Origin of the sequence: Lysinibacillus sp. FSL K6-4013, from assembly GCF_038630435.1 — a bacterium.
Lineage (GTDB): Bacteria > Bacillota > Bacilli > Bacillales_A > Planococcaceae > Lysinibacillus > Lysinibacillus boronitolerans.
Map to the genome: position 1 here is coordinate 2,509,614 of NZ_CP152031.1, position 24,349 is coordinate 2,533,962.

Consider the following 24,349-nt stretch of genomic DNA (forward strand, 5'->3'; position numbering starts at 1 on the left):
ATTTCCCCCTTATCCCCAACGTATTGTGATAGCTCCCCATACATAGCCAATGCCAGCACTAACAAGTGTCACAATATCGCCTGCTTGAATTTGGTTTTGCTCCTGTGCTAGCTGTAGGGACAATATTTGATCGATCTGACCAATATGTCCATAGTCTTGCAAATAAATAGACTGCTCCTGCTGTAAGCCAAGCTCCGTTAAAATATAATCATGTGCAGATCTTTTCATATGCAGCATCGCTAAATAATCTAGCTGATCGTCACTGTATCCACTTTTCGCTAAAGAACTGCGAATGACCTTCAAAAAATTGCTTAAAGATTTTTGTTCTAGCCGCTCCTTCATCCCAATGGGGTCCAAAACGTCAAGCTTATATAAATTTTCGGTTAAATGGGTTGGGGTTAATGGATTTTTCGTTCCCCCGACTGGCACGACTACATCCTCTGAGAAAGAACCATCCGTTATAATATCTGCCTCTAGTAGCAAATTTTTTTCATAGTTTTTTTGTAATAACATGGCCCCTCCACCAGCCGCTAAATTGTACATAAAGCGCGATCGTGGATTGCTGTAATCGATAAAATCAACATTGCGATAACCACCTGCTAACAGAATGGTTCGTATCGTGTCATCTGAGGCCATTAGGCTTTTCGCCACTTTCAGCGCCATGATTGTAGTGCCGCAGCGTAATTGCACATCAAATGCCCATGCATTCACAGCACCAAGCTCCTCTTGCATTTTAATGGAGGCTGTCCAAAGTGGATATTCCTTATGCTCCTCCCCCATATAGATGACAACATCAATATCCTTAGGGTCTATATTTGCTTTTTGAATCGCCTCCTGTGCTGCCCAGATACCCATTTGCACGGTATGATCAGACTTATCAGGAATTGGCTTTTCATGAATGCCCATTTTTTGACGGATAATGGCCTCAGGAATATTGGAAAGAGCCGCAATTTCCTGCGATGTCATCTTCTGTTGAGGTAGATAAATACCTGTACTAACAATACCAACTGTCATTCAAATCGCTCCTTTTCCTGAGGCAAGGGACCTGTCGTTTTTCGTTGCTTTAGCCTTCCTCGCCACTTCCAAAAGAGCAATCTTAATGAGCCAATAATACCTTTTGGGAAGAAGATAACGGCTAAAATATAGAGAATCCCGAAGAAGATAATCCAACGTTCAAAAATAGGATAATCTCGTGCAAGCCCTGACAGTGCATGCTGCGCATATTCAATGACCGCCGAGCCTAATAACGGCCCCACTAAAGTACCAACCCCACCGATAATCGTCATTAACAATGCATCCAGCGTAATATCCATGGCCATCACACTCGTGTTAACGAAGCGCAATGACACTGCATATAAGGAGCCAGCAAAACTTGCTACAATGCCTGCCACAACTGAGGCAATGACTTTATAGTGCAACGTATTAAAGCCTAATGATTTCGTCCGCTGTTCATTTTCACGAACGGCAATTAAAATACGACCTGTTGGTGAATTAACAAAGCGGTAGAGCGCCAAAAAGATGACAACCAAGCTTGCTAGCACAAAGAAATAGAAGGTCATTCGATCTCTAAATAGATCAGGTGCTCTGAATGTAAAGCCATCATTGCCATACGTAACAGAGCGCCACTTTTCAGCTAAGACTAAAAATAACCCCGAAAAGGCTAGCGTCAGCATCGCAAAAAAATGACTTTTTAAGCGTAAGGTTAATAAACCTACTAAAAAGCTAATGAAGCCTGCTAGTACCATACCAATCACGATGGACAGTACAAAGATCAAGAGTGTGTGATCCATCTGCTTAAGCATGACTGCTGTTGTGTAGGCACCAATGCCGAAGAACATGGCGTGCCCAAAGGAGACGATGCCTGTATAGCCTAGTAAAATATCATAACTCATTGCCAATATCCCAAAAATAAAGATTTGTGTGAGTAAAATAAGTAGTGTCCTTGAATCATTGACAAAAGGAAGGATAATAAAAATGACAAGTAACAGGAAAAAAGCGAAAGTACGTAAAGATATTTTGTTGTTCATGATGTCCGCTCCTTTCGCATCGCAAACAGCCCCTGAGGACGGAAAATTAAAACGATGGCCATTAAAATCATATTGACCGCTAGTGACAGCACAGGGACATAATAAGCCATAAAGCTACCTGCTAGCCCCACTAAAATCGCTGCAAGCAAGGAGCCGGAAAAACTACCCATACCGCCAATTACCACAACAATAAAGCCTAAAATGGCATACTCCATGCCCATTTCCGCATAAATCACACCTGAATAGGGAGCCATCAACATCCCACTAAGTGCCGCCAGAGCAGCGCCCACCATAAAGACGTATAAAAATACACGCTTAATATGAATACCGAGAGCCTGCGCCATTTCCTTATCCTGCACCCCAGCCCGAACGATCAAGCCAATCTTCGTACGCTTCAGCATGTATTGGAAAATACCAAAAATCACAAACCCTATGACAATAATAAATAAACGATATTTAATGATGATCACATCACCAATTTCCCAGCTACCTGCTAAATAACTTGGTGTTTTTACTGCCACCCCATTTGGTCCAAAGACCACCTTAATAAGCTCCTGCAAAACGAGCATCAGCCCTAAGGTAATTAAAATTTGCTGAATATGATTGCCGTAAACAGGCGTAATAATGAATTTCTCTGTCAGCAGTCCAAGCAACGCTCCGGTCACAATCGCGCCTATAATCCCAACGATAAAACTTTCTGTCAACATATAGGTAAAGATGCCTGCATAGGCCCCCCAAACAAATAGCCCACCATGCGCAAAATTCAATACATCCATTAAACCGAAAATTAATGTCAAACCAGCTGCTAGCAGAAAAATTAACATCCCAGTGGCCAAGCCATTAATGATTAAATTGACCAATAGCTCCAATGATAGTCAACCCCCTCTATCCAATGCCAAGATACTTGCGTTTTAGCTCTTCATCATCAATCAAATCCTGCATATTGCCCGAATTTACTGTTCTACCATCATCGATTAATGTATAGGTATCACCAATTCGACTAGCCATTATAAAGTTTTGCTCCACTAGAACAATGGACGTTTTCTTTTTCATTTCCACAATCGCTTCCATCACTTTTTCCACAACTATCGGAGCAAGTCCCTTGGAAGGCTCATCTATCAATATTAATTGGCTATCATTAATAAAGGCTCTTGCCATGGACAGCATTTGCTTTTGACCACCCGATAAATGCCCACCAGCCTTTTTCCAAAACTTCTTTAAGTCAGGAAACAGCTCTAGCACATATTGCTGTCGCTCTAATGTGGCTGTATCCTCCTTGCGCATCGCTACCTTCATGTTTTCCTCTACCGTTAAATCTGCAAAAATCCCTTGATTTTCAGGTACATAGCCGATTCCTAATTTCGCCACCTTATAGGTAGGACTTTTTTTAATCGATTGGGAGCGAAAGGCAATGTCACCCTTTGTTGCAGGCGTTAAACCCATTATTGTTTTCAGGGTGGTCGTTTTCCCTGCGCCATTGCGTCCGAGCAGTACCGTAACCTGCCCCTCCTTCGCTTCAAAATTAACGCCCTGCAAAATATGATATTGACCAATATGCGTGTGTACCTCATTTAATGTCAGTAAGGTGGTCATCGTACAGCCCTCCTAAATATGCATGTTGCACAGTATCATTATTCATAATTTCTTCTGGTGAGCCATCTGCTAATAGCTGACCATTGAACAACACCATAATAGAATCCGATAAATCCAAAATCATATCCATTTTGTGTTCAATGAGCAAAATGGTTTTATCCCCCTGCTGTTTTATGCTTCGAATAATTTCTAAAATCGTAGGTACTTCCTCTAATGACATCCCTGCAGTTGGTTCATCGAGCAGTAGAATTTCTGTATCTAACGCGAGTAGCATGGCAATCTCAAGCTTTCTTTTCTCTCCATGGGATAGCATTGTTGTCAGGGCATCTCGTTTATTGTCGAGTAACACAAGTGCCAATAACTCCTCCGCTTTGTCCGTAATCGCCTGATAGCTTTTGTAATGGCGGAATAGCTGATAACGAATTCTCTCCTTGGATTGAACGGCTAAACGAACATTTTCGAGAACCGTTAAGTTTGGAAAAACATTGGTAATCTGAAAAGATCGTCCCAAACCCATTCGAGTTCTTTCAATGGCCGACTTTTGTGCAAGTGATTGCCCTTTAAAATAAACATCACCCGCAGTTGGCATTAGCTCACCACTAATCAAATTAAAGAAGGTTGTTTTCCCAGCACCATTCGGCCCAATAATGGACTTTAAATGCTTCTCAGGCATTTGAAAATTAACGCCATCTACAGCCGTATGTCCCCCAAAACGAATTGTTAAATTATCTGTATATAATATAGGCTCCATTCTCTACTCCCTTCCTTCTCACATTTATGTAGAGAGACAGCTATGCTGCCTCTCAATTCTTTAATTCATAACGGGCGGTGCTGTCTCTTCAGGACTAAGCTCCCGAATAAGTACTGGTACTGGATAATCCACACCATCTTGTTGCTCTAAGCGAATCGAATACATGGATTGTAGAGCCTGGTGATCCTCTTCACGGAATGTCATTGTCCCTTTTGGTGTTTCAAAGGACATACCTTCCATAACATCGATTAACTTGTTGGCGTCTGCATCCCCATCCGATTGTTTCAATGCCTCCACAATAGCAATCGCCGCAGACATGCCGCCAGGAGTAAATAAGTCGGGCACTTCATTGAAACGTTTTTGATGTTCATCTACTAACCATTCATTGACATCATTTTGAGGAAGTGTATGATAATACACCGAGAAGCCTTCCATCCCAACCAATGGGTTCATAAATTGAAGCGCAATAATATCCGGCGCACCCGTCGAAATTTTAATGCCCTTTTCTTGAATTTTAAGATCTGCAATTTGATTCCATGGTGAATTTGCCCCCGCCCAAACCACAAACAAATAGTCTGGCTTCGCATCAATCACTTTTTGCAAATTGGAAGTAAAATCTGTTGCAGCAGGATCTGCATACTCCTCTAGTACAATTTCAGCCCCTAATTTCTCCGCTGCCGTTTTAAAGGCATTCACACCATCCCAGCCAAACGAATAATCTGGCGCAAATGTAGCAATCTTCACACCTTTGCCTGCAATAGCCGCTGCTGCCGCATAGGCATCCTGGGATGAATTACGACCTGTTCGGAAAATATACTCATTGAACTCTGAACCTGTAATACTGTCAGCCACTGCAGGCTCTACCACCATAATTTTTTCATACTCCTCGGCAAGTGGTAGAACAGCGAGCGTATCACCCGAGCTTGAAGAGCCGACTAAAAAATCAACCTGATCATCTTCTAAAAGCTTTGTCGCTTTTTGTACAGCCACCTCTGGCTTTGTTTCGGTATCCTCATATACAATTTCTATTTTCTTACCATTGGCCTCCATCGTGCCCCCTGTTGCATACTCAATTCCTAAATCAAATCCTCGCTGCGTCTGCTTCCCATATGACTCAAGCGCCCCAGTTAACGATGCAAGCACACCAATCTTAATTGTGCCGCCTTCCGCAGTAACCGCCTTCGTCTCCCCATCAGAAGAATCCGCTTCCGTTGCGCCGTCTTTCGTATCCCCATTACAAGCCACCAACACCACAGCCAACATCACTAAAAGAAACCAATACCACTGCTTCCTCATCCCATATCCCCCTTCAAAATAAGCTCCCTAGAAAGCGCTTTCTTGCTATGACAACACTATATAAAAGTCCAGTTACAAATTAGTTACAAGCTAGATGGCTCAAATATGAGCCACCTAGCTCTGTCCCGAAAATGGAGCGAAGCAGAATGGCAACTAAACAACATTTCTTAAAACAAAAAGCAAGAATGCTTAGAAATCAACATTCTTGCTTTTTAGAGTCCACATCTGTTTTTCTTATAATATTTTTTTCTCATTCCCTACTGCATTTAATTGCAGTGATACATCGGATTCTTATTGCTCTTTTCCTTCTGCATAGCTTTATACCCCTAAATAAAGATGACTTTTAATCGTACGCTTCATGATAACCATTCCTGTTTCAACATACTATACAATAATGAATCTCGCCAAACGCCATCTTTCATTAGCATGTTTTCACGTAATATTCCTTCCTTTGACATTCCTATTTTCTCTAATACTTTGGATGATCCAATATTTCGAGGGTCGCATGTTGCATAAATACGATGGAGCTTTAATGTTTCAAAGCCGAAAGTCATCATCAATTTAGCACTCTGCGTTGCTATTCCCTTACCCCAATAATCAGGGTTCACGATATAGCCAATTTCCCCGACTTCATTTACAAAATCCCTAATCATGATTTCTACCGCACCTATTAATGTTTCTTGATGAATAATAGCAAAAACATATCGTTCCCTTGGTGTTTGTGTTGCTTCTTCGAGAGCATCCTGAATGAATTCTTTTGTATCCTCTTCTGAATTCGGTCCCCATGTTTGATACCTACAAACAACCTCCTGAGAGGCATATTTATGCACATCAACCCAGTCTTGCTGTCTGAATTCTCTTAAAAATAATTTATCATTTGCAAGTATCACTTTAATCCATCGCTCCCTCTACACGATTCAACCATTCACTCATCAGCTCGGTAAACAATTCAGGTTGCTCGATCTGCAAATTGTGGCCTGCTCTATCTAAAATGGCAAAGCTTGCTCTGGGAAACTTCTCTAGAAGTGATAACGCGTCCTTATAGCCAACCACAGAATCTTGTTTACCCAGCAAAAAGAGACTTGGCTTATCAAAGGACTTTTCGTCAACGGCAAAGGAAAATCCGTAGCTTTGCTGAATTTTTTCTAAAAATGCCTGATCTGCTAGATTACACCCTGCCAACACCTCTGTTGAATAACGCTCCCAATTATAGGCATCTAAGACAACTTGATTAGCCATAAAATCATCTTGCTCCTGCTGACTTAATGTTGATAAAAAAGCCGTATCTGCTTGTACAATACAATGCGGTGGCACCGTACGTTGTTCTTTTTCAGGAATGATGAGAGGGCAAATAAAGGCAGTACCTAAAAGTTGATCCACTGATTTCCTCATAATACCGCGCGCTAAATAGCCACCATAAGATTCACTAACCAACAAGTACGATTCTTGTGGAATGATTGTGTGTATCAATTCGAAAATCGCTTCTAGCATTTCATCCGAGTTTTGAATTGATGAATAGTCTGTTGTTTTTCCCATTCCCGGAAGATCCAGATAAATACGTTTCCACCCTTCACGTTTTTTAAAAACAGGCTCCATACAGCCCTTCATCAAACGATGGTCAGGAGAAAAACCATGTAGCATGATGATAGGTATCCCTGTTCCAATTATTTCGTAGTAAATTTTCGCTTTATTTGTCTGACAAAATGGCATTGTTGTTCCTCCATATAGGTTACATTTTTATAGTATTGTCTACCCCACTGTTGGAGCGGATTGACATAGTTTATGAGTGAGTTCCTCATAGAATGAGCGCTTTGACTAGGAGGGGGCACCGACTCTGTTGGAGTGTTTTCACATTACTTAGGAGCGGCTCTACTCTCTGTTGGAGCGGGTTTCCACATATGAATGAGCATTCCCATAATCAATGGAGCACTTCCCCACACTTGAGCAAGCCCATCCAATACAAAATCACTTCACCTAGCCTTAATAACAACACCAATTACCCCATTATCAAATCATAGACCGTCATGGTGGATTCCATCGGGGTTGTGTTTAGCTCCTGTTGTAATTGCTGGACACATTTTTCATACCATTTTAAGGCAAGAGAACGATTATGGAGCTGGTAGTGGCTGTACATGAGCAGGCGATACGCTTCTTCCCAGAGTGCATCCTCGCGTAGCATCTTTTCTGCGAAAAAAATGGCTTTTTTATATTGCTGTTGCCTTGTTGCATTTTGTGCTAGTCGTTCCAAGACTTCGATATATAAAAATTGTAGCTTTTCACGGTCCTGCGTTAGCCAGTCGATTTGCTTTTTTTCCGCATAGAGCGCATCCGTATAGCTCGCTTCCGCTAATAAGAGCCACTCATTGGACAGCTGTGGATCAAATTCGTCGATTCCTAAGCTGTAATAATAGTGAAAACGTTCAACATCAATTTGGAGAAAAGCAATATTTTGTAACTGATACATATTATTTTTCCGCTGAATGAAAAAGCTCTCTTGTCTTGCATGTCGTTGCGGCTCCAACACTTTAAGTAACGTATTTAACACCACCTTAAAATCACGATCCAAGGACTCGACACTACGATCTGGCCATAATGCCTGTGCTATTTCTTCCTTTGGTGTAAAGCGATGGCGATGGCAATAGAGATATACGAATAATTCCTTTGATTTATCACGTTGCCATTCTTTGTCTTCTAGCTTTCGTTGTGAACGAATTAAATTTAAACTCCCGAAAAGATTCATCTGTATTTCATCATGCGGATAACTAATACTATCCTCGACCTGAAAATAATTTTGCAATGCTAATATAGCTGGATGCTTCATCTGGCATTTTTGACTAAATTGCAATAGCTCGTAAAAAACCATTCGATTGCTCGGACCAAGTATCGTTGGCCTTTGTAAGAAGTATTCATAGCCATTTGAGACACATAGTTGTGCAAACTGTTGAAAATACTGTTGAAACGGCTTCTTATTACACTCTTTCAGGGCAATCATTGATTGATAAAATAAGACATGCATCAAGCCATTGCGATCACCGCACTCCTGAAATAGTTGCTGTGTCTTCTTTAATAATTGCTTCGCTCTCTCTATTTCTTGCTCAGAAAGTATTATTTTTACTTCTGCTAAAAGAATAAGCGCTGTCATCCAAGCATCTTGAACTTGCTCCGTTTCTTGTAAGCCCAATGCTAAGTATTTTTTAGCCGCTACCATATCTCCTAACAAATGTTTGACAATGGCTAACCCCATATATGGCTCCGCCTTCACACGAGAAATATTAATGGCATTCATGAGGGTCAACGCTTTTTCATAGGCTTGACATGCCCCATAATGATCTGGGAAATCCATTAACAGCAGGGCATGAGCCTTTCTGATATAGCCAACCGCCTCTATGAAAATAGACTTTTCTTTTATTCCTCTTCGAATGCCATGCTGGGCAGCATACCAGGCTTCTTTGCCTTGACCTAACAGTGCATAAACGAAAGCTGCTAGCAGTTCACTTTCTCGATGGGTTGCAACAAGCTGAGGCGGTAATTCAAGTCGCTGCGCTAATAACTCCTTGGCCTCCCGTAGTTGTCCTGTTCGTAGTAAAACACGTACATCAACATTTGCTCGCTGTATGACATCCTCTGGCAATGCGACGTCCTCCATAAAGAGCTGTGCACCCTTGGCCTTCCCTAGATTCACTAAATTTTCAGCGTATTGCCGTTGAAGTTCTAGTAATTCCTCTTTGCGCAATGGTGTATGTTTCGCTAGCTCTAATGCTTTCTCGAGATATGGCTCTGCTAAAGCAGGTTGAATGGTGTCTAAGTAAATATGGGCTATCCCAGCTTGTGACTTTGTCATAAATAGGTGGTCCCGCTGCTTCTGTGCGAGGATTGCACATTTTTCATAGGATTGTTTCGCTTTTTCATAATAAGCTCGGTAGCGATGACATTCACCCTCAAAATAATTTAATTTATAAAATTTATCTTTTTCCGGTACAGTGAATCGATTGATTTTATCTAGCAACCATTCAAATTGACCAGCCCGTACGATTGATTCTGCATGAAGCTGTAGGAGCTCTCCGCAGAAATGATGATCATTCGTTTTAAAGGCATGATACAGGACAGCTTGAATATTTTGATGTTCTACATAATACAATGCAGCTTGTTTATGAAGGTCCGCATGTTGTGTTGGATACTGTCGCCATTTCATTTCTAAAAATCGACTAAACAATGCATGAAAACGATAGAAGCCATCTGTTGTCACAGGTTGGATAAATAAATGACGCTGAGTTAATGCATTCAGCATTTGCGCAATCTCAGCGCCATAAAATGCTTTCAATAGCTCCGCAGAAAAGGTAGGAAAAATCGCTAATTTTAAGATCGTCTCCTGCTCAGTAGCAGTCATCCTACTATAAACTTCCTCTGATAAATATGTGAATAGCTCATTTGTGGGAATCGTCAGCCAATGATCTAGCGAAGCATGATGCCATTGCTCTGCCAATAAGGAAATACTAATGGCCCACCCTTCAGTGATCTCTAATACTTTTTTCATTTCAGCCTCGGATAAATGTACATCTACATATTCTTCAAAAAACACTGCAATCTCCTCAGTTGAAAATGCCAGTTCATCCTCTTTTATAACGAGCCATCTTTTTTGTAGCTTTAATTTCCTCATAATATCCCAATTGGGTAGTGTTCTGGAAGCCAAAATAAAATGAATGCTGGGTGGAGCAAATTCAATGATTTTTTCCATGAAATAATTAATAGGAAAAACATGATCTACTAGGTGAAAGTCGTCAATCACGATGAGAAGAGGCTCGTCTATATCGCAGAGGCAATTGACAAAAAGCTTATACCATCGATTGAGCTCATCCATTTTTGGAAAGCGCGATAATTGATTCCACCCATCAAATGTATGACCAAAATTCGGTACGACGCGCTGTATACTAAAAAAGAGGTGCCTCAAAAAGGGTAATAAATTATCATCTTCATCAGAAATACTATACCAAGAAAACCTACTTGATTCGGTTGCAAGAAATTGAGTTAGAATGGTTGTTTTACCGTACCCTGCACCACTATGCAAGAAAGTACAAGTATGATGATGGCTTTTCTTTAACGTTCGCATTAGTGTTGCTCTACTAATACAATGCGTGGATGGATTTGGGGCCATACATTTTGATTGAATAATAATATCTGCTGTCATATAAACATAACCTCCATATTTTGTAAGGTTACAAAGATTTCTACAAAAATTCAGATTATTAAATTATTGACAGTTTACCATATTTTTTATGTATTTTTATAGGTTTAATCCCCCACTATTTTTTGTTATGGGAATAGAAGTAGAAATTAGTTTGCTTTTTCTTCCTAATTTTAGTATTCTATTATATTACTAAAATTTAGGAGGAAAGTGGATAAATGAACAGTCTTGATAGAGCCATGCAAAGAAAACAACAAGCAGAAAGAGTTTTAACTGACTTACAACTGATTCAGAAATGGCGTACTGTAGGCGATTGCTTTGTAGTAGGGGCAGCTGCTTATAATTTGATGGTTGCCCCCGATATTGACATTGAAACATTTTGTGATGAACCTAATCCTCACATCATCATGATCGAATTAGCCATGCTTACACTGAACAAGAACGTCATTGAACTTAAATATAGAGATTATACGAGTTCCGATTTTAATGGACATTATTTTAAACTGCTTTACCGAGCGGAGGAAGTTGAGTGGATTATAGATATGTGGTTATTTTCAAATAGCCAAAAAGGGGCCATTTCTAAAGACTTAGTACCCTTTATGAAAAACCACTTAACAGAGGAAACTAGAAAAGCTATTCTCAATATAAAGGAAGCAATGCTACATCTTCCTATACCATACGCCTCCATTTTTATTTATCAAGCTGTCTTAGAATTGGGTATTCGACATGTAGATGAATTTTTACAATGGACAAAACATCATTACACAACTGTACCGTTTCATTGGCAAACACTTAGGCTTAAAAAATTCCCGATTATCAACTCTATGATAATCGGGATCATTCGTTAAGATTATAATAATTCTTTACGTAATTCAGCAGCTGATTTTGGCGAAAGTAGGCTGAATGGGATATCAAATACTGTTTTCGCCCCTTTATCACCCGCTTGACTTAAACGGTGTGCTGCACGTGCATAAGCCACTAATACGCTAGATGTAAAGTTTGGATTACTTTCCAGTCTTAATGAGAATTCGAGAATTTGTTTATCGTTTGCACCACTGTCACCACTGCGAATGACAAAACCACCATGTGGCATACCCGTATGATTTGCTTTAAATTCATCTTCAGAAATAAAGTTCACTGTTGTGTTATATTCATCGAAATAGTTAGGCATTGTGACAATTTCTTGTTCAACCTTTGTTGCATCTGCACCTTCTTCTAGCACAACCCAACATTCACGTGCATGTTTTTCACGTGTTGTTAATTCAGGGTTTTCACCGTTACGAACTCGCTCTACCGCTTCTTTAATCGGTAATGTGTATTGAACAGCATTTTTAACACCTTCGATACGACGGACAGCATCTGAGTGTCCTTGACTTAAGCCATCGCCCCAGAATGTATATGTTGTACCAACTGGTAATACTGATTCTCCTAATAGACGATTTAAAGAGAATAGACCTGGATCCCAACCAACTGAGATAACAGATACTTTACCAGATTTTTGTGCCGCTGCATCTACAGCATCGAAAAATTCAGGAATTTTCGCATGTGTATCGAAGCTATCAATTGTATTAAACCATTGTGCAAAATGTGGACCTTGCTCTGGTAAATCTGTTGCAGAACCACCACATAAAATCATAACATCAATGTCGTTTTGGAATTTTTCAGCGTCATCTACTAAATATACGCTCGCATTGCTTGCTACGTTTACTGTCGAAGGATCACGTCGTGTGAACACCGCTACTAATTCCATATCTGGATTTTGTGAAATGGCATACTCCACACCACGTCCTAAATTTCCATATCCTACAATACCTACTCGAATTGCACTCATTAAAAATTCCTCCTAACGATTTCGCGACTTTGTGAAAACTTTCACGTTAAATCTAATTACAATAATACTTCGTGTTAGAAAAATTCACAATAGTTTGTGTATGAGTTTTTTTAAAAGAATATATATCAGTTTTCTATGGTTTTTATTCCATAATGGTATGAATACGGTTACAAATTACTAAATCTTCCATGAACCTTAAAGTTATTGTAAAAGCCTTGTAAATAACGACTATTTTTCCATCTAGTCTTGTACAATAAATGTAACGACAAAAGGGGGCATGTTGAATGAAAGGTACTGGTTACTCATCAAGCACTGCATTGGCACAAGGAGAACTACTTGCATTCCATATGACACAAAACTCAATGAACAAGCATAGTGAAGCGATACAAAGTGGCAATAAGCCGCAAGGAGATTTTCCATCAAATAATCATTTATGTATCGGTGTTTTACCTTTTGACGTTTTAGAAAACATCCCTGACCTCTCTATCCGAAAAAACAAGGTAAATGAAGTGGACTTTTACCATAGCGGCAAGGATATCGCTCGCTGGCTAATTAAAAAAAGTGAATACAACAAAAATGGATTTGACTTCATCTAAAGAAGTCAAATCCATTTTCCTTATAAAACTGTAGCGATGTGTTTCTTAGCTGTCATAACTAAAAATAGGAAACACCGTGAAAAAATTAAAATAGGAAACCTTTATGGAATGGTTATTTTCATAGTATTTCCTGTGCAAGCTGGGCTAGACGGGTTTTATCAATAATTTGATAGCCCGTCTTACGCTTTTCCAAAATCCTCTCTTCACAAAACTGTGCCAAGACATATAACAAATGGCGATAGGAGACCCCTAAATACTCACAGATTTCCGTATGCTTTTCCTTGTAGACACCTTGGTCGGCAGATAATTGGATAAAGGCTGCTAAGCGATTTTCCAACGGATAGGCCTGATTTTGTGTATATTTAGATGTCATTTTTGTCGCTTTTTCCCCTAAAAATACACAAAGTCTACGTAAAAACAAGGCATCCGCAAGTAACTTATCCTTACATGACTGTGTAATTGAATAGCAAATTGTTTTGGTGACGGTTTGTATCCCCTTTGTATACCTAGCCTCATTTAATAATTCAATTTCCCCCATAAAAAGAGGAGCTTCTAGGTATTCAATAAGCGAAACCTTGCCATTTTTATGTGTCATATAGAGCTTCGCCTTTCCTTCTATCATGTAATACACTGTGTCTGGAAAGGAGCCTTCCTGGAAGATCCACTCACCCTTGTCAAACTGACGGACTTCTAAATAGGGATTGATATCAAATGAGAAAAAATCATCGATCGGATATTTTTCAAGATAATGGGTACGGGCTTCAGCTGTTAAAATATGCATTTTTTTCTCTCTCTCTCCTATAAAAAATATGAGATATCTCACATTATTGTAGCGATGAACATGCTATTATTCAACATAGTTAATGGAGGTACGAAAATTATATGAACAATCAACGATGGCTTTCTCAGAATTTCTTTACATTTTTTATCACGTGGGGCATTTTCTTACCCTACTGGACAGGTTGGCTGGTGGATGCGAAACATCTAACCGTCTCGCAGGCAAGTGTAGTGATGGGCTGTGGGCTCCTAGCTCGTGCCACATCCAATCTCTTCTTCTTCCCAACACTTGCAAAATACGTACACAATAAACGACTCATTACAATTTTAGCAATAGGCTCGTTGCTAACTGCCTTGCTCTATATTCCAAGCACAGGCTTTACAGCATTATTAATCGTGACCATTTTATTTAGTGTTTTTTACCCAGCTCTATTACCTGCTGTGGAAAGCAGTGCCGCTACGCTTGTGCAGTATGGCAATATTCATTATGGTAAAAGCCGTTCCTATGGTTCATTTGGCTTTGTCATCGCTGTTTTAATTATTAGTATGCTGACAGGCGTTTTTGGAAAGAACATCATCTTTTGGAGCATGATTATAGGATTGATGGGCATGTTACTTATGCAGCAATTAGCAACACCAAAGGAATTACTCGTAGTACCAACAAAAGAACAGCGTGCAAAATCATTGTCGATGAAAACACTATGGACGATCAAAGGCTTCCCGATTGTTTTATTCATCGTGATCTTGCTCCAGGGTGCACATGCCTCCTATTATAGCTACGGTTATATTTATTTAGAAGATTTACAGGTTGATCCATTCTATATGGGTATGATTATTAATATCGCTGTTATTTGCGAAATTCTTTACTTTATGAAGGCTGATACGTTATTGACAAAATGGCGCTCATCGTCCCTATTACTCTTAGCAGCGAGCGGGTCTTCCCTACGTTGGTTACTTATCTTTATGTTCCCAAATGTCTGGGTATTTATCGCTTCCCAAACCTTGCATGCATTATCCTTTGCTTTAGCGCATTTTGCCTTTATTCGCTACTTAACAAAAGCGCTACCAAAGGAACAAATCCCCAATGCACAGGGGTTATACTCTGCATTAGCAATGGGCTTAAGTACCGCCATCCTGACGTTTTTAGGTGGCTATTTATACGAAATATCGCCAGGACTGTCCTTCGCAGCCATGCTCATTTGTACAATACCAGCCATCGCTATTTTGCTCCTGACACGCAAAAAATATCAATATTAAACTAAAAGCAGGCGAGAACATCCTCACCTGCTTTGATTATTTCGGATAATAGGAAAAACCAGGATATTTCACTACTGGCCATTTTTCTTTTCTGAGAGCCTCAAGCAGCTCAGGACCGACCTGCAAATTACTTTGCACCAATTCTGTCGGAGTTAAGGCCATCCATTGATTTAAGGACACATCTTGGAATCGATCACTTTTAAACATTTCTAAAAACCATAATGGCTCTGTTCCAGTATTTTCAATATAATGCCCCGTGGCAAATGGTACATAGCCAACATCTCCCGCCCGATAATCAAATGTTCGAGCCGTTCCATTTCCTGTGAAAACTGTCATACGTCCTTTTCCTTGCAGATAATATTGCCATTCATCGTTGTTCGGATGCCAATGCAACTCCCGCATCGCCCCTGGCTCAATTTCCACCAGTGCAGCCGCGATATTTTTAGAGATTGGGAAATTAGTCGAATCGACAATGCGCACACTTCCTCCAGGTGTTTTCAATGGTGGCTGTGCCAAGAGACGATGTTTAAAGGTTTGCGGAACCTCCCCATAAGGAGATTGCACTTTCTGTGATTCGATAGGACCTGGCACTCGATCCTGATAAATATACACTTGTTCACCCGGAATGTGATCGAAAGCATGAATAGGAACCCCAAAATTCGCTGATAACACTTCTTTTGGCGTATGAGTAAACCAATCCGAGATAGACAGTGTATTCAGATCAGAGAAATGCCCATCATCAAATACTAATAAAAATTCGCAGCCGTCCTCAAGCCCTTGAATGGAATGGGGTATGCCAGGTGGAAAATACCATAAATCGCCTGGCCCCACATCCGCTATAAAGTTACAACCATTCTGATCGACAGCCGTAATACGAGCATGACCAAGCAGCATATACGACCACTCCGCCTGCTGATGCCAGTGTAGCTCACGTACGCCCCCTGGTTTCAAACTCATATTCACACCCGCCAAAGTCGTAGCAATCGGCAATTCACGAACCGTAATTTCCCGAGACCATCCACCTTGATTTAAGGTCATATGCGTGTCGGAAAACGAGAAACGCAAATTTGGAATCAAACCCGCATCGGTCGTTGGTGGCACCAGCATATCAGGATTTTCTAAATCCCTCATAACATCCCGTGGCCCCTTATCCACCCCTCCAGCCCCATCACCTCGAATAGGCTGAGGCACCTGAAAATAACCCGGCGGCAAATTCTCCAATCGTTCACCTCTTTATGTTCGTAATCAAACTAAAATACTTCTATTCTTCTAAAATGTATGGATACAATGCTCGGATTATTCACTTTCTTTTCTGCTGTTGAGATGAGTGACTGAGCGTGGATACTTGATTAAGAGAGGGCTTGCTATGTTGATCACTTCTCACTGAATTTGGAGCGGGGGGCCTCACTTTTTTGATCACTTTTCAATTACTTTGGAGCGGATTCCTCTCTTTTGGATCACCTCTTACTCACTTTGGAGCGGGTTTCTTACTTTTTTGATCACTTCTCAACCACTTTGGAGCGAGGGCCTCACTTTTTTGATCACTTCTCACTTTCTTTGGAGCGGGGACCTTACTTTTTTGATCACCTCTCAACCACTTTGGAGCGGGGTCTTCATCTTTATGATCACTTCTCAATCACTTTGGAGCGGATTCCTCTCTTTTTAGATCACTTCTCACCCACTTGGGAGCGGATTCTTGAATTCCATGATCACTTCTCACCTTATTTAGAGCGACCTCCTCACTTTCACGTTTCCCTAACCTCAGAAAAAGTCCTTACTTACTCTTTCGTACCATAGCCGCAACCACACATTCATGCAGGATTCGTAAGCCTTCTTGTAATTCTTCAAAGGTTGCATAGGCATAGGATAGCCGAATATGGTGATGATCGTGTGGATCGTAGATATAGCCTGGATTGATTAATATTTGTTGCTGCAATAGCTTCATAAAAAAGTCTTTATCTACAAGTGGCTCATGAAACTTGAGCCAAATATAAAAACCTCCCTTTGGTTTGCTCCAATTCGCCACCTCTGTAAATTTCTCCGTTAACAGCTGTTCCGTAAAATCGGCTCGCTCCTTTAATTGTTGACGTAATCCAGCAAGATGCTTTTCATATTTTCCTGATTGAAGCCAATGAAGGACAATTTCTTGTGAAATGGCACTTGAGCCATAGTCTGTTTGCATTTTTATATCGGCTAATCGCTCAATGACAGTGGTTGGACCAATGAGCCAGCCAATGCGTAGCCCAGGGCTTAAGGTTTTCGAGACGCTGCCAATATAAAGAACTTGTCCACTATTATCCATGGCCTTAATCGGCGGTGACGTCTCTTCAAAAAGCAATTCATGGTAGACATCATCCTCTATAATCGGAATGCGTGATGCCTGACATGCTTCATATAGCTGTTCTTTTTCCCGTCCTGTCCACACATGACTTGTAGGATTATGTAAAGTAGGAATGGCATAAAACACGGCTTGTTTCTTTCGTTTCCTTTGCGCTAATGTTTGAGCAAGCTGTACATCGCGTTCAATGCTAATCATTTGCATGCCAACTGACTGAAAAGGGTGAACAGAATTTAAGTAGGAGGTTGGCTCCTGAAACACAATAGACCCTTGCTCTAATAAGCCAACAGCAATCAATTGTAGTGCCTGAAGTGCACCTGAAACAATACAGACGTTTTGAGGTTCAGCAGGAATGCCTCTTTTTTGAACATATTTACAAATAGCTTTACGAAGCTGATCATTACCTTGTGGCGAAGAGTAGCCTAATGCTTTGGGTTGAAAGGATAGTTCTCGCAGTGAAGCTTCTATTTCCTTGGTGGGCAACAAGCAAGGTGCCAGCTCTCCTGTTCCTAAACGAATTACATCATCACGCTGTTCGTATTCATTAATTAATTGGATGGTGTGGTAGTTTGGCTTGTGGATGCTTGTTTCGATATAAGTTTGCCAATTCGGCTGTGTTTGTTGGATTAATGCATGCCAGGAATTGTGCGTAACATAAACACCAGAGCCTACCTTTGCTTCAAGAATGCCCATTGCTTTTAATTCCTCCAAAGCCTGCTGAACTGTGCTTCGATTCACATCGAACTGCATGGCCAGCTGTCTTTGGGTAGGTAGTTTTGTCCCTGCTGCCCAGTCTCCTCGCTCCACATTGGCTGTTATCCACTGTACAATCTGCTGCTGTAATGTATTATCACTTCGTCTATTCGGCTGCCAGCTCATGTTCCTTCTCCTTCCATGCAATGAAATTGGGTGGATAAAAAACCATCCAATTGGTCGTTTTCTTTTAGTTATACCATATCTAAAATAAGTAAAGAAAGGAGGAATGGTCATTGGAAGCTTTTCTTCATGGGATCATTTTAGCATTTGGACTCATTTTGCCATTAGGTGTACAAAATGTTTTTGTTTTTTCACAAGGTGCTACACAACCAAGTTTATTACGCTCTTTGCCAGCAGCTGTGACAGCTGCGATCTGTGATACACTGCTTATTCTACTTGCGGTATTCGGTCTGTCATTAATAGTTCTACAATTTGAGTGGTTGCGTATCACTTTAATGACTATTGGTATCATTTTTTTACTTTACATGGGCTATAGCATTTGGCGTTCAAATCCAGCAAACACTGAAAATAGCGAAGCATTGCCTATAAAAAAACAAATTCTCTTCGCACTCTCTGTATCACTTCTAAATCCACATGCTATTTTAGATACAATCGGTGTTATTGGTACAAGCGCATTAAAATATAGTGGAACCGAGCAAATAATGTTCACTGTTGCTTGTGTGTTCATTTCCTGGCTATGGTTTTTCGGTCTCACATTGACTGGCGCCTCGTTGAAAAAACTAGACGGCTCTGGAAAATTGATGCGACTATTTAATAAATGCTCCGCCGTCTTTATTTGGGCAACAGCATGTTATCTCGCAAGTGGCTTATTTTAACGTACATAGAAAAAGCTCAGGAGGTAACCCTGAGCTTTTCTTTTATAGAGAAACAAATAAAGTGAGCTTTTCATTAAACAATGCCGTCTCAATGGAATTTTCATGAGGCCATACCTCACCATAATGAATAGCTTTGACTAATACATTGGCTTGTAATAAAGCTTCGTGCTGCTGAATGATGGAAAGTACCTCTGGACTACCATTAAAGGCAATCGATACATATTGCGTCACTGGTAGCTGCCATTTTTTTCGTGCATCTTGTATTGTACGAATCAATTCTCGCATTTGCCCTTCTTGTAGTAGGCTCTCCGTTAGTTGTACATTCATCAAGACACGGCAGGTGCTATCCTCCGCTAAAATATAATGGTCCTTGACGATTGATTCAGCTATTACATGTTCCCTTAATAATGTTAGCTGTTGACCATCCATCACGAGATCCACAGTTTCATGATGTTGTAGCTTTTGTTTCTCTTCCTCTGTTAATGTCACCACATATTCTTTTACTTGATTAACCTTTGGACCAAATGCCGCTCCCGCTGTTTTAAAGTTCAATTTATAATGCACGCGTTCATAGGCTGAAAAATCATGTGTCCATCTACAGGCTTTGATGTTTAACTCATCCTGAATGAGCTCGCTATAGGCTTGGTAATCCGACAGTTCACCTTTTAAGGCAACAATGAGTTCACTTAAAGGCTGCTTGACCTTTATTCCCTGACTATTGCGAATGCTACGTCCAAGTTCCACAACTGTTAAGACTGTTGCCATTCCTTGTTCAAGCTTCACATCTACTAGTTGATCGTCGAATAATGGGTATTTCTCAAGATGAACACTTTTCCCACATAATTGACGGTAAATATCCTCTGCTATAAACGGCGTAAACGGAGCTACTAATTGACAAATGGATGTCAGTACCTCGTAAAGTGTGCTAAATGCACCTCGTTTATCTGCTGTCATTCCATTTGCCCAAAATCTAGCACGTGAACGACGTATATACCAATTGCTTAACTCTTCCACCAATTGACCAATTTCCCTTGTAGCCTGTGTAAATTGATAATCATCCATAGAGGTTGTGACAAGCTGGATAGTGTGATGTAAGCGGGACAATATCCAATGATCTAGCTGTGAACGTGTACCTGTATTTGTAGCATCATACGTAAAGTTATCGATTTGGGCATACATGTCATAAAATTTAAACGTATTGTCGAGTGTATCTACCAGCTTAGATTTCGCATCTAAGACAATTTTCTTCGAAAAACGCTTTGGATTCCAGGGTGAGCTATCAACTAAAAATGCCCAACGTAGAGAATCTGCTCCATACTCCTGGATTAACTCAACAGGCTCTAATGCATTGCCTTTACTTTTGGACATCTTCTGTCCATGCTCATCGAGAACATGCCCTAACGATAGCACATTTTTATAAGGTGGTTTTCCTGTAAACAAGGTCGATACTGCTAATAAGCTATAGAAAAATCCTCGCGTTTGATCGATGCCCTCAATGACCACATCTGCTGGAAACTGATGATGAAAGTTCGCTACGTCTTCAAAAGGATAATGCTGTTGGGCAAATGGCATCGAGCCACTGTCAAACCAAACATCGATAACTTCAGGCGTACGTTGCATGTCGCCCTGGCAGACAGGACAGGTACAGACTATGGCATCTATAAATGGCTTATGGAGCTCTAATTGTTCTTTGACAGCTCCTTTGGCTAATTGTTGTAGCGCTGCAACACTGTTAGGTGCCTCCTCATGATTGCAATCCTGACAAATCCACACATTGAGTGGTGTCCCCCAATAACGATTACGACTAATATTCCAATCCACTAAGTTTTCTAGGAAGTTGCCAAATCGTCCATCCTTAATATGGCTAGGGTACCATGTCACCTGCTGATTATTTTGTAAAAGCTGCTCTTTTAATGCCGACATTTTGATAAACCAGCTATCTGTTGCATAGTACAATAATGGTGAATCACAGCGCCAGCAATGCGGATAGCTATGCTCATATTTTTCTTTAGCAAATAAAAGCTCTTTTGCTGCAAGCAGTTTAATGATATCGACATCACAGTCCTTCACAAATCGTCCAACAAGCTCAGGTACCGCTTCTGTATAACAGCCTTTAAGATCAACTATATTGACAAAGGACAAGCCATGTTGCTGCACCGTTTTATAATCGTCCTCTCCATAAGCAGGTGCTATGTGTACAATTCCTGTTCCACTATGCTCTGTCACATAATCTGCCATGACAATGATATGCCCTTTATCGACGGTTACATAGGAAAATGGCGATAGATAGGAAACACCTGCAAACTCCTGTCCGTCATGCTCACTTAATAGTTCAACAGGCTCTGAAAAAACCTTTGATACCAACGATTTGGCTAGTATATAGATGCTGTTTGCATGCCTTACACGGACATATTGAAGAGCAGGATTCATAGCCAAGGCTACATTGGCTGGTAATGTCCAAGGCGTCGTTGTCCAGCCTAAGATATATTCGTCTCGATCCTCTAGCTTAAACATTGCAGTAACGGATAAATCCTTAACATCCTTATAGCCCTGTGCCACCTCATGAGAGCTTAAGGAAGTTTGACAGCTAGGGCAATAAGGTGAAACGCGATGTCCTTTGTATAACAGTTTTTCCTTGTGAACATGGCTTAAAATATGCCACACAGATTCAATATAGTCATTACTTAATGTTAGGTAAGGATCATCCATGTCAAGCCAGTAGCCAAGCTGCTCTGTAAAAGTACGCCATTTTTGCTCATAGGTAAAAACGCTCTTCTTACATGCTTGAATAAATTGCTCCACCCCATAGTTCTCAATCTCCTGCTTTCCTGAGATTCCTAATGCCTTTTCTACCCCTAATTCCACAGGCAACCCATGTGTATCCCAACCTGCTTTGCGTTCAACTAAATAGCCTTGCATTGTTTTATAACGTGCCACCACATCTTTTATGGTTCTACCAAATGCATGGCCGACATGTGGTAAACCATTCGCTGTTGGGGGTCCCTCATAAAATACAAAGGGCTGCTGTTCAGCACGATTACTTACGGATTTTGCAAAGGTCCCTTCTTGCGCCCATAATGTACGAATCCTTGTTTCTCGTTCAACCGTTGTTTCTTTCTTTTGTTCTTTCTGCATATTAGTTCCTCCTATACAAGCAAATTTGTATAAAAGGCATACAAAAAACCCCGTCCCAAGGAAAAGGGACGGGGTTAACCGCGAATACCACCCTAATTCTATTGACACGATGGCCAATAGCACTCAGCAACGTACAATCATACGTGTTCTTTTTAACGGTAGACACCCGGATTAGCTTACTCCATTCAGCTAATCTTCTCAGAGAGGATTTTCATGTAACACCTGCACACCGACTTCCACCAAATGTCGGCTCTCTGTAGAACAAAGTGAAACACTACTCTTTCTCATCAACGAATTTGTATGCTTTTATTGTCCTTCATCTTAGCAAATTACCAATTGTCTGTCAACGGAGGACAATCTTAAAAAATTTCGTTGAGACAAGTGGCAATACTTTGATGGAGATCATCATATTGTGGCTGTTGAATGGTTTGAATCAAAAAGCTCTTCAGCAATGTTTTACTATTGAATAGCACGAGAATGTCTAGCTTCTTGTTAGTGAGATTCCTTTACTATTTTCATTTCTACGATATCCTTATAATCAATGAATGGCTGAGCGTCATCGTTCCCAATCGACTGTCTATATTGAACTTCTACTCGATCTCCAACTGATAGTGTTTGCGGGACATCCACTAGAGGGAACCATGTACCATTACTATGTTTTTGCACTAATTCATCTACAGATTTTTGCCCAACCTCGCTAGCCAAGACGCCTGAGACAACTAAAAATTCATGTTCCTTGATCGCTAAGACCGTTCCACTTCTGATGAGCTTCATTTGGCTGTCCTTTTCAGGGATTTTATATTTTTCTCGTAAGGAAGCAATGTCTTTATGATAATGTTGTTCTAAATAATTCATGGCTTCTTGCTCGACAAGCCATGTACGAATGGGATTACTTACATCCTTATAATCGGCTTGGCTTGCCTCCCATAATAAGTCAAATGTAGCCATTTTATAGGCAATTGGCTTGCCATAGTTCTCTATAAACCCTTCGTTTGTGACTTGCAACATTTGCAGAAGCTTATCATAAGTTGGCCGAGTATCATCCTCATAGCTCCACTCTTCCATGAACTGTTCGAGTGCCTTATCTACTTGCTCTTGTGTAGGTACTAGTTTTTTCGATTGCGCATAAGCAAAGGTCGATTCAAAATATAAAAAATTATCAAAGCTTGCCTTATATAAACGATTCTTTCCGTTCATAAAAGAATCAAGTTGTAAATATAGCTCTAAAATCCGCTCATCTAATACGGGTGGAATAGTAGAAGCTTGCTGTTGTTGTTCATTATATTGCTGATATATAAACAGCCCTATGCAGACACTTAAAATCATAGCCAAAACACCATATGGCCAGCGTTTTGCAGATTTTTTTTCTTGGCGTTGCTGTAAATGCTGAACCACATTTGTCATCACACGCTTTTTACTTTCTGATAAATCCCTTACTACGCGTGCATCCATTTTACTCATGCAGGAGCACCTCCCATTCAACATGCTGTAATTGTAGCTTCAATAACTCTCGCCCACGACGTAGCCTTGTTTTGACGGTGCTTTCAGGAATCGTTAACAGCTCTGCAATGTCTACCACAGGCATTTCTTCAAAATAAAAATGTATAATGACCTCTCGCTGTTTGAAAGGGAGAGCTAGAATCGCATTTTCAATCAAAGTACGTTCATCTTGCTGTACAAGCATATCTCTTCTCATAACGGTTTGCTGCGGAAAAATCTTCTGTTGCACTTGAATTTTCCGATAGGTCCAGCTACGTAAATAATCTTTACTTCGATTACTAACTAATTTCGATAAATACGCCTTTAGCTCCCCACGTTCCTCATAGTTTTGCTGATTATCATAGAACTTAATAAAGACATCCTGTACGATATCTTCAGCACTTTGTAAATCTCTAACATAGTAAAAGGCAAGACGAATAAGCCTCTCTGTATGCTGTTCCATTATTCTTTCCAGTTCATGAATTAGCAACATTC

At 40.4% G+C, this 24,349-nt stretch carries 20 protein-coding genes and 1 other annotated feature; of the genes, 4 read left to right on the plus strand and 16 right to left on the minus strand.

Translation table 11 applies throughout. From position 1 onward, the window contains the following. Positions 1 to 9 precede the first annotated feature (9 nt). The 9 genes from MHB39_RS12440 to MHB39_RS12480 form a co-directional block, all read right to left on the minus strand. On the minus strand, positions 10 to 1,014 hold the full coding sequence (locus MHB39_RS12440) for a 3-oxoacyl-ACP synthase (protein WP_342543910.1): 1,005 nt from the start codon (positions 1,012 to 1,014) through the stop codon (positions 10 to 12). Next, positions 1,011 to 2,027: a branched-chain amino acid ABC transporter permease gene (locus MHB39_RS12445; RefSeq protein WP_004227890.1), complete on the minus strand. Its 1,017-nt coding sequence runs from the start codon at positions 2,025 to 2,027 to the stop codon at positions 1,011 to 1,013. Before MHB39_RS12445 ends, MHB39_RS12440 begins: the two co-directional genes overlap by 4 nt. After that, on the minus strand, positions 2,024 to 2,896 hold the full coding sequence (locus MHB39_RS12450; protein WP_004227888.1) for a branched-chain amino acid ABC transporter permease: 873 nt from the start codon (positions 2,894 to 2,896) through the stop codon (positions 2,024 to 2,026). Before MHB39_RS12450 ends, MHB39_RS12445 begins: the two co-directional genes overlap by 4 nt. 16 nt (positions 2,897 to 2,912) lie before the next feature. Beyond that, the gene (locus MHB39_RS12455; RefSeq protein ID WP_054550244.1) at positions 2,913 to 3,620 is read right to left on the minus strand and encodes an ABC transporter ATP-binding protein; all 708 of its coding nucleotides are present in this window, start codon (positions 3,618 to 3,620) and stop codon (positions 2,913 to 2,915) included. Then, positions 3,595 to 4,371 carry an ABC transporter ATP-binding protein gene (locus MHB39_RS12460; RefSeq protein WP_054550245.1) on the minus strand — a complete coding sequence of 259 codons (777 nt, stop codon included), beginning with the start codon at positions 4,369 to 4,371 and terminating at the stop codon, positions 3,595 to 3,597. Before MHB39_RS12460 ends, MHB39_RS12455 begins: the two co-directional genes overlap by 26 nt. 60 nt (positions 4,372 to 4,431) lie before the next feature. Beyond that, positions 4,432 to 5,667, minus strand: coding sequence for a substrate-binding domain-containing protein (locus tag MHB39_RS12465; protein ID WP_054550246.1), 1,236 nt, complete (start codon positions 5,665 to 5,667; stop codon positions 4,432 to 4,434). Between the two features lie 356 nt (positions 5,668 to 6,023). Further along, positions 6,024 to 6,557: a GNAT family N-acetyltransferase gene (locus MHB39_RS12470; protein WP_342543916.1), complete on the minus strand. Its 534-nt coding sequence runs from the start codon at positions 6,555 to 6,557 to the stop codon at positions 6,024 to 6,026. 1 nt (position 6,558) lies between these two features. After that, on the minus strand, positions 6,559 to 7,377 hold the full coding sequence (locus MHB39_RS12475) for an alpha/beta hydrolase (protein WP_342543918.1): 819 nt from the start codon (positions 7,375 to 7,377) through the stop codon (positions 6,559 to 6,561). Between the two features lie 286 nt (positions 7,378 to 7,663). After that, positions 7,664 to 10,852: a BTAD domain-containing putative transcriptional regulator gene (locus MHB39_RS12480; protein ID WP_342543920.1), complete on the minus strand. Its 3,189-nt coding sequence runs from the start codon at positions 10,850 to 10,852 to the stop codon at positions 7,664 to 7,666. Between the two features lie 215 nt (positions 10,853 to 11,067). Here MHB39_RS12480 and MHB39_RS12485 point away from each other — a divergent pair, with 215 nt between their 5' ends. After that, a complete protein-coding gene (locus tag MHB39_RS12485; RefSeq protein ID WP_342543922.1) occupies positions 11,068 to 11,697 on the plus strand; it encodes a hypothetical protein in 630 nt (209 codons plus the stop codon). Between the two features lie 2 nt (positions 11,698 to 11,699). Here MHB39_RS12485 and MHB39_RS12490 read toward each other — a convergent pair whose 3' ends face one another. Further along, a complete protein-coding gene (locus tag MHB39_RS12490; RefSeq protein ID WP_342543923.1) occupies positions 11,700 to 12,680 on the minus strand; it encodes a diaminopimelate dehydrogenase in 981 nt (326 codons plus the stop codon). A 284-nt stretch (positions 12,681 to 12,964) separates the two neighbouring features. On the opposite strand from MHB39_RS12490, the gene MHB39_RS12495 reads away from it, so the two are divergent. Further along, on the plus strand, positions 12,965 to 13,276 hold the full coding sequence (locus MHB39_RS12495) for a hypothetical protein (protein ID WP_036079321.1): 312 nt from the start codon (positions 12,965 to 12,967) through the stop codon (positions 13,274 to 13,276). Between the two features lie 118 nt (positions 13,277 to 13,394). Here the strand turns inward: MHB39_RS12495 and yeiL are convergent, their stop codons facing one another. Further along, positions 13,395 to 14,057: a transcriptional regulator YeiL gene (gene yeiL / locus MHB39_RS12500; RefSeq protein ID WP_016993644.1), complete on the minus strand. Its 663-nt coding sequence runs from the start codon at positions 14,055 to 14,057 to the stop codon at positions 13,395 to 13,397. Between the two features lie 101 nt (positions 14,058 to 14,158). Between yeiL and MHB39_RS12505 the strand changes: the two genes are divergently transcribed. Next, positions 14,159 to 15,310: an MFS transporter gene (locus MHB39_RS12505; RefSeq protein WP_258859632.1), complete on the plus strand. Its 1,152-nt coding sequence runs from the start codon at positions 14,159 to 14,161 to the stop codon at positions 15,308 to 15,310. 36 nt (positions 15,311 to 15,346) lie between these two features. On the opposite strand, the gene MHB39_RS12510 is transcribed toward MHB39_RS12505, so the two are convergent. Further along, positions 15,347 to 16,531, minus strand: coding sequence for an oxalate decarboxylase family bicupin (locus MHB39_RS12510; protein WP_342543930.1), 1,185 nt, complete (start codon positions 16,529 to 16,531; stop codon positions 15,347 to 15,349). Between the two features lie 553 nt (positions 16,532 to 17,084). Continuing rightward, positions 17,085 to 18,527 (minus strand): PLP-dependent aminotransferase family protein, encoded by a 1,443-nt coding sequence (locus MHB39_RS12515; protein WP_342543932.1) that lies wholly within the window; start codon positions 18,525 to 18,527, stop codon positions 17,085 to 17,087. A gap of 110 nt (positions 18,528 to 18,637) precedes the next feature. On the opposite strand from MHB39_RS12515, the gene MHB39_RS12520 reads away from it, so the two are divergent. Beyond that, the gene (locus MHB39_RS12520) at positions 18,638 to 19,240 is read left to right on the plus strand and encodes a LysE/ArgO family amino acid transporter (protein ID WP_342543933.1); all 603 of its coding nucleotides are present in this window, start codon (positions 18,638 to 18,640) and stop codon (positions 19,238 to 19,240) included. A gap of 42 nt (positions 19,241 to 19,282) precedes the next feature. Here MHB39_RS12520 and ileS read toward each other — a convergent pair whose 3' ends face one another. The 3 genes from ileS to MHB39_RS12535 form a co-directional block, all read right to left on the minus strand. Beyond that, positions 19,283 to 22,375 carry an isoleucine--tRNA ligase gene (gene ileS / locus MHB39_RS12525; RefSeq protein ID WP_342543934.1) on the minus strand — a complete coding sequence of 1,031 codons (3,093 nt, stop codon included), beginning with the start codon at positions 22,373 to 22,375 and terminating at the stop codon, positions 19,283 to 19,285. A gap of 61 nt (positions 22,376 to 22,436) precedes the next feature. Beyond that, positions 22,437 to 22,675, minus strand: a binding site (T-box leader). 192 nt (positions 22,676 to 22,867) lie between these two features. Then, complete coding sequence (locus MHB39_RS12530) at positions 22,868 to 23,836, minus strand: DUF3221 domain-containing protein (protein WP_342543935.1); 969 nt, start codon at positions 23,834 to 23,836, stop codon at positions 22,868 to 22,870. Next, positions 23,829 to 24,344 carry a sigma-70 family RNA polymerase sigma factor gene (locus tag MHB39_RS12535; protein ID WP_081011042.1) on the minus strand — a complete coding sequence of 172 codons (516 nt, stop codon included), beginning with the start codon at positions 24,342 to 24,344 and terminating at the stop codon, positions 23,829 to 23,831. Before MHB39_RS12535 ends, MHB39_RS12530 begins: the two co-directional genes overlap by 8 nt. Positions 24,345 to 24,349 lie beyond the last annotated feature (5 nt).

Coding starts and splice junctions, on each gene's coding strand:
- MHB39_RS12440 (WP_342543910.1), bottom strand. CDS start 1,014: ATGACAGTTGGTATTGTTAGTACAGGTATTTATCTACCTCAACAGAAG.
- MHB39_RS12445 (WP_004227890.1), bottom strand. CDS start 2,027: ATGAACAACAAAATATCTTTACGTACTTTCGCTTTTTTCCTGTTACTT.
- MHB39_RS12455 (WP_054550244.1), bottom strand. CDS start 3,620: ATGACCACCTTACTGACATTAAATGAGGTACACACGCATATTGGTCAA.
- MHB39_RS12460 (WP_054550245.1), bottom strand. CDS start 4,371: ATGGAGCCTATATTATATACAGATAATTTAACAATTCGTTTTGGGGGA.
- MHB39_RS12465 (WP_054550246.1), bottom strand. CDS start 5,667: ATGAGGAAGCAGTGGTATTGGTTTCTTTTAGTGATGTTGGCTGTGGTG.
- MHB39_RS12475 (WP_342543918.1), bottom strand. CDS start 7,377: ATGCCATTTTGTCAGACAAATAAAGCGAAAATTTACTACGAAATAATT.
- MHB39_RS12480 (WP_342543920.1), bottom strand. CDS start 10,852: ATGACAGCAGATATTATTATTCAATCAAAATGTATGGCCCCAAATCCA.
- MHB39_RS12485 (WP_342543922.1), top strand. CDS start 11,068: ATGAACAGTCTTGATAGAGCCATGCAAAGAAAACAACAAGCAGAAAGA.
- MHB39_RS12490 (WP_342543923.1), bottom strand. CDS start 12,680: ATGAGTGCAATTCGAGTAGGTATTGTAGGATATGGAAATTTAGGACGT.
- MHB39_RS12495 (WP_036079321.1), top strand. CDS start 12,965: ATGAAAGGTACTGGTTACTCATCAAGCACTGCATTGGCACAAGGAGAA.
- yeiL (WP_016993644.1), bottom strand. CDS start 14,057: ATGCATATTTTAACAGCTGAAGCCCGTACCCATTATCTTGAAAAATAT.
- MHB39_RS12505 (WP_258859632.1), top strand. CDS start 14,159: ATGAACAATCAACGATGGCTTTCTCAGAATTTCTTTACATTTTTTATC.
- MHB39_RS12515 (WP_342543932.1), bottom strand. CDS start 18,527: ATGAGCTGGCAGCCGAATAGACGAAGTGATAATACATTACAGCAGCAG.
- ileS (WP_342543934.1), bottom strand. CDS start 22,375: ATGCAGAAAGAACAAAAGAAAGAAACAACGGTTGAACGAGAAACAAGG.
- MHB39_RS12530 (WP_342543935.1), bottom strand. CDS start 23,836: ATGAGTAAAATGGATGCACGCGTAGTAAGGGATTTATCAGAAAGTAAA.